8 protein-coding genes are annotated in these 14,570 nt (G+C 52.1%); all 8 read left to right on the top strand.

Annotated features, from left to right (window positions below; all coding sequences use genetic code 11):
* The first annotated feature begins 30 nt into the window (after positions 1 to 30).
* Positions 31 to 3,972 carry a hypothetical protein gene (locus HFP08_RS12765; protein ID WP_168120986.1) on the top strand — a complete coding sequence of 1,314 codons (3,942 nt, stop codon included), beginning with the start codon at positions 31 to 33 and terminating at the stop codon, positions 3,970 to 3,972.
* 51 nt (positions 3,973 to 4,023) lie between these two features.
* Positions 4,024 to 4,650, top strand: a complete 627-nt coding sequence (locus tag HFP08_RS12760; RefSeq protein ID WP_168120985.1) for a CIS tube protein — start codon at positions 4,024 to 4,026, stop codon at positions 4,648 to 4,650.
* A 5-nt stretch (positions 4,651 to 4,655) separates the two neighbouring features.
* Positions 4,656 to 5,738, top strand: a complete 1,083-nt coding sequence (locus HFP08_RS12755; protein ID WP_168120984.1) for a phage late control D family protein — start codon at positions 4,656 to 4,658, stop codon at positions 5,736 to 5,738.
* A complete protein-coding gene (locus HFP08_RS12750; protein WP_168120983.1) occupies positions 5,735 to 6,460 on the top strand; it encodes a phage baseplate assembly protein V in 726 nt (241 codons plus the stop codon). The genes HFP08_RS12755 and HFP08_RS12750 overlap by 4 nt, the downstream gene beginning before the upstream one ends.
* 74 nt (positions 6,461 to 6,534) lie before the next feature.
* Positions 6,535 to 6,936, top strand: a complete 402-nt coding sequence (locus HFP08_RS12745; RefSeq protein ID WP_168120982.1) for a GPW/gp25 family protein — start codon at positions 6,535 to 6,537, stop codon at positions 6,934 to 6,936.
* Between the two features lie 18 nt (positions 6,937 to 6,954).
* On the top strand, positions 6,955 to 10,053 hold the full coding sequence (locus HFP08_RS12740; RefSeq protein WP_168120981.1) for a baseplate J/gp47 family protein: 3,099 nt from the start codon (positions 6,955 to 6,957) through the stop codon (positions 10,051 to 10,053).
* Between the two features lie 59 nt (positions 10,054 to 10,112).
* Complete coding sequence (locus tag HFP08_RS12735; protein WP_168120980.1) at positions 10,113 to 12,413, top strand: putative baseplate assembly protein; 2,301 nt, start codon at positions 10,113 to 10,115, stop codon at positions 12,411 to 12,413.
* 104 nt (positions 12,414 to 12,517) lie between these two features.
* On the top strand, positions 12,518 to 14,554 hold the full coding sequence (locus HFP08_RS12730; protein WP_168120979.1) for a phage tail protein: 2,037 nt from the start codon (positions 12,518 to 12,520) through the stop codon (positions 14,552 to 14,554).
* Positions 14,555 to 14,570 lie beyond the last annotated feature (16 nt).

The raw sequence follows: 14,570 nt of genomic DNA, 5'->3' as shown, positions 1-14,570 counted from the left end.
GCAATTGCAAATGCGAGGAGGTCTTGCCGGATGAAGCTTAATAAGAACAACATAGAAATCCGGAAGGCAGCAGCGCTTGCTGCAACTCCATTCGCCCATGACATTATGAGCAAGTATCGTTCGAGAGGCGGCAATCGCAATTCCGCAGGGAGACTGCAAATGCTTCATGCGAAGAAGAATGCGGAGGCCTCCGTTGTTCAGAATCATATTCATGTCAAAATTAACGCGCCGAAGTCGGAGCCTAAAGCCGGCAAGCCCGCTCCTGCAACAGGGCAGAAGGCGGAGCGCTCGTCCAGTTCGACCGCGAAAGATAAAGTTATTCAGAAAGAAATCAGAATCGAGAAAGAGAAAATCATTATTAGAGATGTCGTGCATGTCATCGAAAAACAGAGATGGGCAAGAGAGCTGGCGATAACGCAGCCTGTTCGGCTCGATGCAGATTCCTCTTCCAAACAGATGGAACAGCGGCCAGAAATACATGTTTTATCTACTAATAAACAGATTGTTGATCTTTCAAACAATCCAGTGCCAATTAAACAAAGAAAATTATCAATTACGCATACCGAGGCTTCTGTTCTTCAGGAACAGAATTGGAAGCGAATTGATTATATACAAAAGCTGCAAGAGCAGCTGAGGCATCCCATCATCATTCATACGCTTCAGCGGAAAGCCGGCGGTCGGCTCGTTAATAGTGTCGTTCATACGAATCATAGCGAAGCGACTGTTTCCAGGTCTGGAGAAGCATTGCCGGCGAATCGAACTCTCCCGGCTAAAGCCGGCGGCGCACCTGACAGCGGCGCAAGAAACCAAGAGATCAGCAAACAAGAGGTCAGGAATCAAACTGCTAAACATCAAAACTCAAGAAATAATGATGCAAGGAATCAAGAGAATAGAAATAAAAATAGAACTAAAAATAGAAATGCGCGAAAAAGCAATAAGAATGAGCGATTTGAACAAGCAAGCAATGCGCATGAGGAAGTACAAACCGAAAAACGAAAATATGAGATTTCAGGAATAGACGATAGACAGAGGGAGCAAGCCTTCCTTGAAAATAGAAATAACGATAGGAAATCGATGACGTCAGGCAAACTTGTTTTGCAGCCGAGAGAAGTCACAAAATCAAAGCGCATGAAGCCCCTTCAATTGACGAATGCAAGACGCGGGGCAGCAATGCCGGCGCAAGCGATGCAAAGGAACGGCATATCTGGGCGAAACGAGGAAGCTGATAGGAAGCAAAACGATCGGAGCAATACAAGTCCAGCCGCGACACGGAATGGCAAGCAGCGGAGCAAGGAAACAGGCTCTGATCAAAATGCGGGCATCTTGCAAAATCAAAGCATCATACACCGTCCTGATACGCCAGTCAGTGCGCCAGTCACTCTTTCCCAAAGGAAGGGAGAGCATGTTGGCAACGAAGCCGGGTTGATCAAGCAGCCGGAAGCAAGTCTTGTCATGATAGAGTCCGAGACGAAGCGAACAAAGCTAAACGTCACTCCGTTCTCCAAGCGGAAGCTGCCGGATCGGGAAGCTCCCGGCTTGAATTCAGAACATAATATGCAAAGTCAAAACGATGACGTTGCGGTCAAACGAACGGGAGAACTCGCGAAAGAGCAGGGCAACATTCCCGCAAGCAAGCTCGCGTTCGGAAGCAGACAAGTACGACAATTGCGAACCGCCATCGATGAACAGAAGAGACGGAAGGCTGTCATGGAGCATTTGTCCTCCCTCAAGCCGCTGCAGGTCAGCCAATCCTTGGGGAAGCTCAAACGAAGAATTGTCCGGGATGCTGAGGATTTGATTGCGATGCAAGAGAATCAAGCGGTTGTAAGGACTGCTCCAATGAAAGAACGGAAGAAGCAGGTTTATGGGAAAGCGATGCGTCAGTCTACTGCTGGACCGGCTATCAGTTCGGCTTCCAAGCTAGTGCGATGGAACAAACCAAAAAATCAGGCGGGTGCGCCAATGATCGTTGTTGCCCGGGCGACGGCAGGAGCAGACTCGACTCTGGCTGCGAACGGCGGCGAACGTTCGAAAATTAGTGATCGCGCGAATGCCGTCAAAGTGTCGAGAGAGCGTTTAAAATCTAGCGAAAAAACGGATTTGACATGGACAGCATATGATAATCAACCTACTTTACATAGAACTAAGCAAATCCAAAGCACACAATTGTATGAAGGAAGCGATTCTTCCGAAGCAGAAAGTCGCGAGAAACGGCAATCGCAATTGCAAGTTACGGTAAACAAACATTTTGCTGCCATGATCACGAGGTTTTCGAGAAACGTGGAAGCAAAAGCGGAACGGTCGAAATCTATCCGTTCAATCAGGCTGCAAAAGCCGGATAGACTCTATCGACTCTATTCAAGAATGAGCTCTGTCGATCAGATGAGGAAGGATTCGGCTCCTATTGGCCTAACTGTTCAAAGGGCTGCGCAGCGCAAAAGCGCCCGGAATCTCGAGGGGGATCGCCCAACTGTCGTCCAAAGCCATATGGCCGGCAAGGTTCATGCTGCGGCTGCATTCGGGCATGTTCATGACCCTGACTCTCTGACTCCGTTAATGAATAAGAAGGAACGGGAGAAGAAGAAAGCGAGGCCTGAATCTCGCGTAGAATCAGGCGCTGCCCGAAATAGCGCGGTATTCAGGAGTAAAGCAAAAACTGTCCAAGGCGACAGAACCATTAAAAGCGCGCAGGTTAGCAAAACCTTAAAACCTCGCAATAGAAGGCTGTCTGCGATGACTCCGCTATTGCGAAAGGCAGAAAGGACAAGAACGCACAGCTTGCAAAGCGGCGCGAAGAACGCTGCAAGGAACACAATGAAGAATGCTGCTGTCCATCCAGCGAATAGAAGGAGTAACCATAGCGTATTGCACAGTAAGGATAGCGATACCAATAGTATCATCAATAGTAGTGCCAGCACCAATAGCCTCATCAATAGTAGTACCAGTACCAATAGAAGCATCAGTTTCTTAAAGAGTACGAATAGCAATGCAGGGAATAGAACCCAAACAAGGCTGATTAGCAAATTTAATAACAGGGGGCTTTCTCGCGAGACTAGTCATTCGAGCAGCAACATTGTTCAAAGGAAGGTCGGCAGATTAATACAAAGACCGAAAAGCAATGACTCCGCTTTGAATTCCGGTATGATCCAAAGTAAGCTGCAAAAGGAACTGCAAAAAACAATAATAAACAAGAATGAAAGCAACAATCAGGGGAAACGCCAAGCGGAGATACAAAGCAAGTTACAAAGCAAGTCGCAAAGCAAGTCGCAAAGCAAGTTGCAAAGCAAGTTGCAAAGCAAGTTGCAAAGCAAGATTTATAACAATATGCAAAACAATAAGGAAATGAGCAAGCCAAGCAGCAATCCAAGCAGTAATCAAAACAAAAGTCAAAACAGCAAGCAAAGCAAAGGTCAAGACAGAAATCAAAACAGCAAGCAAAACACTATGCAAATGCAAAACAGCAAGCAAAACAAAAGTCAAAACAGAAACAAAAACATCAATTCAAGCAACAATCAACGCGAAAATCAAAGCAATAATTCAAATAGGATTCAAAATACTCGCTCAAGCTTTTCACCGCTCACTGTTGTCAATCAGGATTTTCGCCAGGATACAGTCAGCGGAGGTGCGGATTCGAGGAGTATCCCATCGGGAAGGAGCATCGCATCACTTACCGTTGCGAATGCCGGAAGATCCTTGCAGCAGAAACGCGACGCTTCCATCGAACGCGGCTCAGGAATGGAAAGCCGAAAGCTTCCGGCTCCCGTTCAATTATCGTATATGCAATCGAAATCAGAGCCGGTGGTGGAGCAAGCCAAGCAAGTGAAGATTGAGGCGCCGAAGGAATATGATCCCGAAAAGCTGCAGTCGATGATTATGAAGATGCCGCAGCTGCAGCCGGAGGTCATCGCCGACAGAGTATACAAGGCGCTTGAGAAGAAGATGAAGCTGGAGCAAAGGCGCAGAGGGCTATAAATAGAAGCGATGCTGGCGACTAGCGTTTGAGCGGAGATGGAGGCAGGAAAGATGGCATTAAGCAAAGCGCAATTCTGGATCTATCGCAGCAATTCGACCGATGTTGTCGATGTGCTGTTTAATCCTACGCAATACGAGATGCAGGCCGGCAACCAATATGCCGAGAACGAGGTGCCCGGTCTGCAAAATCCAATCACGCAGTTCATGGGCGGAGACGCGACGATTCTCAAGCTGCCTCTATTCTTCGATACGTTCGAAGCGGGAGTGGATGTCCGGACGCATACCTCCAAGATTGTCGGAATTCTGGACGTGGATTCGGATTTGCATGCGCCTCCTTCCTGTCGTTTTATCTGGGGATCTCTTGACTTCAAAGGCATCATAACAAGCATTAATCAGAAGTATACCATGTTCCTGGAAACGGGAGTTCCGGTAAGAGCGACGCTCGATATTGAGATGAGCAGCACGCAAACGATGAAGGAGCAATACCAGGAGGTGCCCAGGCAATCAGCGGATCGCACCAAGCGCAAGACCGTCAGGCAGGGCGATCAGCTATGGACGATAGCGGCCGAGGAGTATGAAGATCCAGGCGCATGGAGACATATCGCGGAGGCGAACGGCATTGATAATCCGAGGTTTCTGAAGGCGGGCACCAATCTCACGATTCCAAGATTGGAGTGATAGCCGTGGCAACCTATTCCTACGATACGCTTACGAACAAATATCTTGACTTCAACGCTCCTGACGCGGATATCTTGATCGACGGACAACAGGTCAGCACGCCCGATATGGCTCTCAGTTGGGTAGAAGTGGAGCAAACAACGGGCCCGGAAGCCGATGTCGCGAGATTCTGCATTGTGAACGGATATGTGTGGAACCCCACCGAGCTGAACTGGATTGGCACGACAATTGCTGTGGGGAAGAAGCTTGTTATCAAGATGGGGTATCACGATAAGAAGAGCAGTGTGTTCGATGGCATTATTACGGGCTATTCGCTCGAGTATACGACGAATGCCAATGTGAATATTATCGTAACGGCAATGGATCGTTCCCTTCTTATGATGAGAACCTCCCATTCCAAAATGTGGTCGAACATGAAAATAAGCGATGTTGTGTCGCAAATCGCCGGCGAGTACTCTCTATCGCCGAGCGTTGACGCGACGACAACCCAGAGAGCCACGATCGAACAAATCGGCGTCAGCGACTACCATTTTTTGCGAAGCTTGGCGGAAGAATTGGATTATCTCTTCTATATTAGTGAGAAGAACCTGTATTTCAAAAAACACAGCTTCTCCTCCGAACCGATCCTTGAGTTAAAGTATGGGCTCGATCTGCTGCATTTCAACCTTCATGTCGATGTAACGGGGCAAACTTCGAAGGTTACGGTGCGAGGCTACGATGTGAAGCAGAAGAAGGAAGTTGTCGGAACATCAAGCTCGGTCGAAAAGATCGGAGACGGCAGCAAAACCGGACCGACATATGCGGGGCTGCTAAGTACGAAAAAAAGCGAAACTTACTATACACAGGCGTCTTCAACCGAAGAAGCCAATCAATTCGCAAAAGCGATACTGGCAAGGCAGTCTCGGGAGTTCGTGAAGGGAAACGGCTCCTGCGTAGGCGTTCCGGAAATCAAGCCGGGACAAATGATCAAGATAACCGGGCTGGGCTTCACAACGCCGACGAAGTTCCTGTTAACGAAGGTGACGCATCGCTTGGACTCGGATGCCGGCTATATCGCGTATTTTGAAGTGGAGGGCAATGCCGTATGAATGGAATGTTCACCGGATTATTCGATCAGCAACGATCGATGCAGCCCGATCAGCTGTCGGGCGTTTGGAACGCGCATGTTACGAACAACAAGGATCCCGAGAAGCTTGGCCGCGTGAAGGTGAAATTCCCGCTTCGCGAAGGCGAGCTCGAGACAGACTGGATAAGGGTGGCCAGCATGATGGGCGGGAAAGATATGGGAACGCTGTTCATCCCGGAAGTGAATGACGAAGTGCTTATCGCGTTCATGATGGGCAGAATGGATCAGCCTGTTGTGATCGGATCACTCTGGAACGACAAGGACAAGCCCCCTGCAGGCGGCGAAAACAACGATATTCGCAAAATTAAAACGCGGAGCGGCCATGAGATTGAATTCAACGACAAATCGGGCAATGAGAGCGTCGTGATTAAAACCAATAAAGGTCATACCATCGAAATGTCGGATAAGGATAAGGCGATATCGATTCAGACGCAGGACAAGCAATATGCCTTGAGTCTGGACAGCTCGGGTCATAAGGTGGATCTTAAATGCGGTTCCGGAGCATCGATCGCGATGACAAGTCAAGGAGACGTAACGATTAAAGGCTCCAAAAGCATGTCCCTGCACGCGACGCAGATGGAGATTAAAGCCGACGCGTCTCTGAAGATGCAAGCCAGCGGCATGCTGGAGATAAGCTCAAGCGGCATGCTTACGCTGAAAGGCTCCATGGTGAAGATTAATTAAATGGACTGTTCCAATCAAAAGCGGAAGTTTTCGAACAACTGCTATATTCAGGCGAAGCAAGGAGGTCACTGCTTATGTCAGCCCCATTCTTGGGCAAGGGATGGAAATTCCCCGTCCAGGTCGATAAGACGACAGGCCGCATCCGGATGTCGGAGGGCGATGAAGATATTGAGGAAGCGATTCGAATCATTATCCGAACCTCCAAGGGAGAACGTCTGATGAGACCGGATTTTGGCTGCGGCTTGCGGAACTTCGTATTCGAATCAACGGATGATATGACGATGAGACTGATTGCCAGCGATATATTGGAGGCTATCCGCAATTGGGAGCCAAGGGTGAAGGATGTCGAGGTGAACGCGTCCAGTGATGGGGAGCAGAACGGACGCGTGTTGCTGGAGGTCAAATATGTGGTGAGGTCGACGAATAATCTGTTCAACCAGGTCTATCCTTTCTACTTGGAGGAAGGCACCAAATAACGAGAGCGAGCGAAAGCAATGAATCAGGCAGGAACCAGGGGCGGTGACAATCGTCCACCGAAAATTAATCTGAATACACGTCAAGACTTTATGGCGAGGCTCAAGGAAATGGCCCCCTATTATACCCCGGAATGGCGATTGTCGCTGGAGGATCCCGACGCGGGAACGGGACTTGCTTATATCGTGTCCGAGATGCTTGAGGAAACCGTTCAGCGTTTGAATCAGGCTCCTCTTAATCACTTTCTGTCCTTCCTGGATCTTATTGAAGTGAAGCTGAATCCGCCGCGGCCGGCGAAATCCAATGTTCTGTTCAAGCTTAGCGAGGGGGCCGTCGATCCGGTGCATCTGCCGGCGGGATTGCTGCTTAACGCGGCGAATCCGGACGGAGGCGATCCGCTGATCTTCGAGACGGAGCGGGCGATAACGGCTACGCCGGCCAAGCTGATGGAGATCATTAACGTAAATCCCGAACGCGACGAGATCGTTACGGCGGCGAAGGATTACAGCAATAGCCAAACACTCGGATTAGCGGAGGAGCTCTCGCTGTTCGAAACGGTGTCGCGTCCGAATGAGCAAGAGCATGCTTTGTTCGTCAGGCATGACGATCTCTTCCTCGTCGACCGGCCCAATCGCTTCTATTTCACCGTGCAGGTGAGCGAGAAGCAATACTCCGAGCCGGAGCTCGCCGCATCGCTTGCCTCTGAGCATGTACTGTGGCAGTACCCTTGCGACGGAGAGTGGAGGAGCTTTGATGAAGCAACCTCGGCAGGCAATATGATTATTCTGCTTAAGAAGCAAGGGGGACGAATCGAGGAGACGGAGCATCAAGGCGAGATCGGCAGATGGATCAAATGCGTCTTGAAGCAGCGGCCGGGACAGGCTTCTCCGCTTCTGAAGAAGCAATACGAGATGGATAAGCTGCGCATTCGCGCTTCTCACGACCACGTTGGAGATCCTGAGGGCATTAAGCCGAATGAGCTCTATGCGAACGAGCTTGAGCTGATCGAGGACGGCTTCTATCCGTTCGGGGAGCAATTCGGAAATGCGTCCATGTTCTATCTGTCCTGCGAGGAGGCTTTCACGAAGCGAAGCAGCCGCCTTGAGCTGACGTTCTCGGCTACGGCCATTCCGAATCAACTGCGAATGGCGCAGGATCCGGAGATCAAGTGGAAATTTATTATGCGTACCGCCGAACTGGAGGAGAAGACGCCTCCCCGCGTTCGAATCAAGCAAGTACTCTGGGAGTACTGGAACGGGACGAACTGGGATCGATTATCCGGAGAAGAGAATTATGGAAGCTTCTTCGAGGAATTGCCCGAGGGAGAGGAGAAGAGCTTCACACTGAAATTTCTCTGTCCGGATAATCTGGAGCCCTCCTATGTCAACGGCAAGCTGCAGTATTGGATTCGGGCCCGCGTGATTCAAGTCGATCCGATTCTGTCCCATATCGTGCAATACATGTCGCCTTGGCTGTCGAAGCCGAGATTGACGTATTCGCAAGGCACGCAGGTGCAATTCATGCCTCAGCAGCTGTACATACGAAATAATATCGACAATCAGGAGCATACGTTGTCTGCAAGGAACGGCGGAGAAGCTTACAAGCTGTTCGAAGCGATACCGTCACTTGCGCCTGCTGTCTATTTGAGCTTCCTGACGCCGCCGCTCAAAGGTCCGCTGCATATGCATATTGAATTGCAGCAGCGATACACGGCGCACCATGCTCCGCCGTGGCTGGAATGGGAAGCGTTGTGCATGGAGAACGGGCGTCTGATATGGACGCCGCTGAAGGTAAGCGACGGAACGGAAGGCTTCACCGTCAGCGGAGGCTGGCAATGGGCGGGACCGCCTTCGATGGCACAGGCGAGGCTGTTCGGCTGCGAACGCTACTGGATCAGAGCGGTGAATCGTGACAAGAGTCTCGGCGAGGCTTATCCCCGGCATCCGATTGCGGAAGGCTTGTATCTCAACGCCGTTCCGGTAAGACAGCAGGTTAGCCACGAGAGACTGGTTGCGATACCTGCCGATGGCTTTGCCGTCGTGCATCCGGCGGCGATTATCGAGGAAGAGGTATGGCTCGATGAAATGTTGAATTTCTCGGCGGCGGAGCAAGCGGCTCTGCTCGAGAACGAGCCTGAGCAATACGTTGCGCAGCGGGATGGCGAAGGGAATATTTTGCGATTCTGGGTGAAGTGGAAGGGCGTTGCTTCTCTTGCGGAATCAGGCCCTGACGATCGACATTATACGCCGGATTACGCTGCAGGCGCGCTTCAGTTCGGAGACGGTCTGAAGGGCAAGTCGCCGTCTCCGAATCAGGATAATACGGCGAAGGTGACGTTCAAGTCAACCTTCGGCGCCGTGGGGCAGGTCGATGCGGGAGAAATAAAGAGCCTGCAGCTGCCGGTAGCGTATGTGGACAGCGTAAGCAATATGAAGCCGTCCATTGGCGGGGGCAATACGGAGACGATATCGCAGGTGCTGAGAAGAGGGCCGCAAAAGCTGAAGCATCGCGGCCGGGCCGTCACGTCGAGAGATGTGGAATGGATTGCCCGCGAGGCTTATCCGCAGATGTCCAAGGTGAAATGTCTGTCTAACCGCAATGGCGCGCTGGAGCGCTCGCCTGGATCGCTGGTGGTCGTCGCGTCGCCGGAAGGCGGTTACTCGAATATCGCGCAATTCCCGGAGCTGCGCAGGACGGTTGAAGCGGAGCTGCTGCAAAGCGCTTCGAACATTGTCACCCTCGGAGGGGCAATCAAGGTTATCGAGCCCGCATATCTCGAGATTTCGGTGCATGCGACGGTTGCGACGCATTCAATCGAGGATTTGGTTCCGCTCGAGATGGCCTGCGCGGCCAAGCTGCAACAATTTCTAGATTCGGACAAAGGCAACACGACGGGATCGGGCTGGGATATTGGAGAGACGCTTCATATCTCATTGCTCTATTCTCAGCTGCATGCCGTAAAGCCGCTGCTCTACATTGATCGGCTTTATGTGCATGTCGTGCGCATTGAGAACGGCTTTCGCACGGAGTGCGATCCTGCGCGGATGAAGGAGATTATTCACGGCGTTGTCATGAGCGGCAGTCACAAGGTAACCGCAATTGTCGCTTCTGACCAGTAAGGGCGAGGAATTTCAATTGGTTTGAACAAGCCTATCAGCCGAAGAGAGGAGGAATAACGATGCTGCCCAAGCTGCCATTAGACGATCGAAGCTATGCGGAGATCGTGCAGCACGCGCGAAGATTGATTCCCAAGCAAGTGCCGCAGTGGACGGACGAGAACGCGCATGATCCCGGCATAACCTTCATTGAACTGTTCGCTTGGCTTACGGAGCTGCAGCGTTATTATGCGAGCCGAGTGCCGGATAAACATAGATTGAAGTTTCTGGAAATGCTGGGCGTAACGCCTCATAAGACGGCTTCGGCGCATACGCTGGCTTATTTCTCGGGCGTGAAGGAGCCGATCACGATTCCTTGCGGTTCAAAGCTGATGGCAGAGGACCAAATGTTCGAGACAGATGCTTCACTATCGCTTACTCCACTGGAGCTGGAGCGAATCGTCGTTCGAACGGAGCTGGAAGCGAATGACGTAACGGCGACGATCGAGCAGACTCCGATCGCATTCTATCCCTTCGGCATCGACGCCAAGGCGGGAGCGAAGCTCTACATGGCCTTCGACCGGGCCCTGGAGCCGGGCGAAGAAATCTCGATCGCCTTCAAGCTGCAGGACCTGGACGAGTATGTGAATCGGAGCAATCTGTCCCTCTGGCCGCAGCATGAGTTCATTCCTTCTCCTTCCTCCAAGCTGTCATGGAAGGCTTATTGTTGGGATGAGCAGCTAGGCAAGGACAGGTGGATGCCCGTCGACGTTATTGCCGACGGAACGATTCATTTTACGAGAAGCGGGATGTTGTCCTTCTCTCTGAAGTCGCGTATGAATCCCGTGACGGTCCATCCTGCCAGCGATAGAACGCGCTACTGGATTTGCTGCACGCTGGAGGAGGCTGGCTACGAGCTGCCTCCGCGTGTTAGCCGAATGCTTCTAAACGCCGTGCCTGTCGGACAGAGGGATACGTTATGCGAACGGTTAGAGCAGATTCTGCCCCAGGGGGAGCGAGCGCAAGACGAATTGATTTTCCGCTCGTACCTGGCATTGTACGGCGACATACAGCTTCAGGTTCAAGAGGAGGACGGTCGCTGGCGCTACTGGCAGCGGAGTGCCGCGGAGCATGAGCAAGCCGGAGACGCTGCGATGGAGCGAACATTTACGCTTCGGAAGGATGAGGGAGACGGCAGTGTCGCGATCAAGCTGAACCTTGCTGGGGATTCGCCGGGTAACGAGGCGGGAGACTCGGTCAGCGAACTGCCTTCGCTGCCGACAAGAGTGAGGGTCATTGCGAGCGAGTATTCGTTTCAGCGATTCCGAATAATTGGTAGAAGCAAGGGACTGCCGGGTCAATCGTATGAGCTGTACGACATTCCGTGCAAGAGGAGCGATGCGCTCGGTATTCAGATCGGCTATCCGACGCCTAACGGCGTCATGCTCTGGGAGGATTGGCAGGCGGTAGACAGCTTTGACCATTCGACGGGCGAGGATCTTCACTATATGTACGATCCGGCCACGCGTCTGCTTACCTTCGGCAATGGCGAGCAAGGCGCAATTCCGCCAGCCAGCAGTGAAGCTAATATCTGCATTGTCCACTGCGTTGGCGGAGGCGGAGAGCGCGGCAATATCAAGCCCGGCCTGCTGGAGCATTGGGTGAGCGAGGAACAGAGAGCTCTTGGACTCAAGGCGCATAATCCGTTCTATGCATCGGGCGGGGCGGACGCGGAGACGCTGTCCGAGACGCTGCAAAGAGCGCAGGCGGAATTAAAGCAGCCCTATCGCGCCGTTACGAACGAGGATTATGAACGAATCGCATGCACGACGCCTGGCGCCGCGGTGGCGAGAGTGAAGGCGATTCCGCTGTTCCGGCCAGGTCTCGCGGATTATCCGAGAGAGAAAGCGCATGGTCAAATTTCGCTTGTTATCGTGCCGCACGGTTTAAGCGAAACGCCTCTGCCCAGCCCTGGATTTCTGAGAACGGTAAAGCAATATATGGATCAGCGGCGATTGATCACAACGGAGCTTCATGTCATTCCTCCGCTGTATATCCAAGTAACGGTACACGCGGTCGTTGTGGTGGAGCCGCAATTCATGGATGAGGCGTATCGCATGACGGAGCAACTGAACCGCCTTCTTCGTCCCCTGGACGGAGAAGACGGAGAGAAGGGCTGGAGCTTCGGCAGAACGGTGTACAAGGGAGATATCTATCATTCGCTCAGTCAGATTAGCGGTGTTGTGTTCATTCAGGAGCTGTGGCTGGACGGTGACGGCAAGCAGGTCAAGAAGAGCGCGGGCGGCGATCTGATCTTGCCGCCGCAAGGTCTCGTCTACTCAGGCAAACATGAGATCGAACTTATAAGCCGCGCCCATCTGTAAGCAAGTATAAAGGTTAGAGGAAGGAGGGGAAGGATCTGGATACGCAGGCTCGGTTTTTCTCTATTAACAAAGAGCGGGATTGGCAGAACGGAACCGCCTATAATTTGACTCATCAACCGGCGGGCTTCGGGATTAGACGAAGCGAGAAATACGGAATCGCAGGAACTCTGAAGATTAGTCATTTGGAAGGCATTGGCCAATTGCGGGAATTCGCGGTCGGCGATCATGAGGAGCTCTATCTGCTCGACGATCGGGCGGATCTATGGCAGTTCGACCGTCGCAATAACGATCACAAACGCGTATTTCCGCAAGGTCACGGATTATTCAGCGCGGAAAGCCGTATAGCCGTATCCGGCGATCTGCTGTTTACGGCGGATGGGTCGGATGACCGGGCGCTCGCCGCTTATCATATCGGGAATGGGCAGACCGTATGGTCGCGTCAGGGCCATTATGCGGACGGACATCTTCTTCGTCCTCTGGCCATCGCATCCGACAAATCGTTTGTCTACGTGCTGACGCCTTCCGAGCTGGATGAGAGCGGAGAAGAACCGGCGATTCCGGAGGGAGGGAAGCTTGCCCTTCTGAAATTCACGCATGGAGGCTCGCTCATCGAAGCCTGGAGCGATGAACGTCTGAGACAACGGGTCCGAACAAAGCTGAAGCATGTGAAGAAGAATTATTTTGCAACAGCATCGCCTCAAGGTCTCCTGTATGTGTTCGATACGTTATTCGCCAGGCTGCTCGCATTCGGAGCAAACGGAGCTCTCGCCTATCGAAAGGAATTGCCTGAGCAACACTACGGCGGGATTTGCGCGGACAGCAGTGGAATGATCTATGTCGGAGACGCCCGGCAAGCGAGTCTCGAGGGCGAGGATGATCGTTACATCATGAGGCTGGATGCCGAGGGCGAGCATGCCGCAGCGATTACAAGCTATCGCGGCAAATGCGATCAACTCCTGATGGACGGGGCGGATCAGATGTATATCTGGAGCGGCGAGCTTGAGACCTTTACTTTCATGGATTTGCAGCCTCAGACGTTGCCAATGCCGGAGACGGGAGTTCCAGAGGGTATCTGGCTGTCCCGCTCCTTCGACAGTGCCGAGATCGATACCGTCTGGCACAAAATTGCGTTAGAGGGCTTTATACCGGACGGCTCGCAGCTCAAAATTTCCTGCTTCAGCCACAATGACGAGCATGCGTGGATCGACGGCGTCTATCGCAAGATCGATGATTTCATCAGCGATGAAGCCCTTTCCTATAGACAGAGAATGGCCGGGCTTGCGACGTTCTGGTCCCAGACCGAGATTAATCCCAAGGATATGATGATCAAGAAGGCGAAGGGACGCTATCTGTGGCTCAAGCTCGAATGGCTGGGCACGGAGAGGTATACGCCCCTTCTCGAGAAGCTGCGGATCTACTATCCAAGGGAAACCTATCTCTCGTATCTGCCCGCCGTCTATCAGGAGGATGACGAAAGCCGGGATTTCCTCGAACGGTATCTCTCGCTGTTCGGCACGCTATTCTCCGATTTGGAGGAACAAATCGACGATTTCTCCCAATATATCGATCCGCGGCGCGCTGCCGGCGAGCATCTGCGCTGGCTGGCTACATGGGTCGGACTGGAGACGGACGATAATTGGAAGGATGAGCAGGTCCAGGCTTTTATCCAAGCTTCTCCTGAGCTGTACCGTTATCGCGGAACGAGAGAAGGCCTCCTGAAGACAATAGAAATTTACTCCGGCCAAAGGCCGTTCATCGTAGAATATTATCAAACGAAGGGTATGCGGGATCATGCGGAGCTGAGGAGTCTGTCCGAGGGGCTGTACGGCGATGATCCTTATACCTTCACAGTGCTGTTACGGCCAGAGCAAGCGCCGACTGAGAAGGAGCGCGCTGTTATTGAGCAGTTGCTGGAGGAACAGAAGCCGGCTTACACGGAGGCGAAGCTCGTCATGCTCCAGCCTTGGATGTATCTCGACATGCATACCTATCTAGGCATCAACACCGCCTTGTCCGAGCCTTCGCTGTTCAAGCTGAATCCGGAGCGAAGCATGCCTAACGATACCTTGATCGTCGATGTCGGAATGGAGAAGCGGATGGATGTTCATACCCGCCTGGAGCTGGATTCAGAGCTGGATTAAGAGATTAACGCGAAGG

Origin of the sequence: Paenibacillus sp. HB172176 (genome assembly GCF_011947265.1) — a bacterium.
Classification (GTDB): Bacteria; Bacillota; Bacilli; order Paenibacillales; family Paenibacillaceae; genus Pristimantibacillus.
Note: the sequence above shows the minus strand (reverse complement) of the source record. Positions and strands in the feature narration are given on the sequence as shown.

Excerpts from the sequence above, each read along its gene's own strand:
- HFP08_RS12765 (WP_168120986.1), top strand. The coding sequence starts at position 31 with ATGAAGCTTAATAAGAACAACATAGAAATCCGGAAGGCAGCAGCGCTT.
- HFP08_RS12760 (WP_168120985.1), top strand. The coding sequence starts at position 4,024 with ATGGCATTAAGCAAAGCGCAATTCTGGATCTATCGCAGCAATTCGACC.
- HFP08_RS12750 (WP_168120983.1), top strand. The coding sequence starts at position 5,735 with ATGAATGGAATGTTCACCGGATTATTCGATCAGCAACGATCGATGCAG.
- HFP08_RS12745 (WP_168120982.1), top strand. The coding sequence starts at position 6,535 with ATGTCAGCCCCATTCTTGGGCAAGGGATGGAAATTCCCCGTCCAGGTC.
- HFP08_RS12740 (WP_168120981.1), top strand. The coding sequence starts at position 6,955 with ATGAATCAGGCAGGAACCAGGGGCGGTGACAATCGTCCACCGAAAATT.
- HFP08_RS12735 (WP_168120980.1), top strand. The coding sequence starts at position 10,113 with ATGCTGCCCAAGCTGCCATTAGACGATCGAAGCTATGCGGAGATCGTG.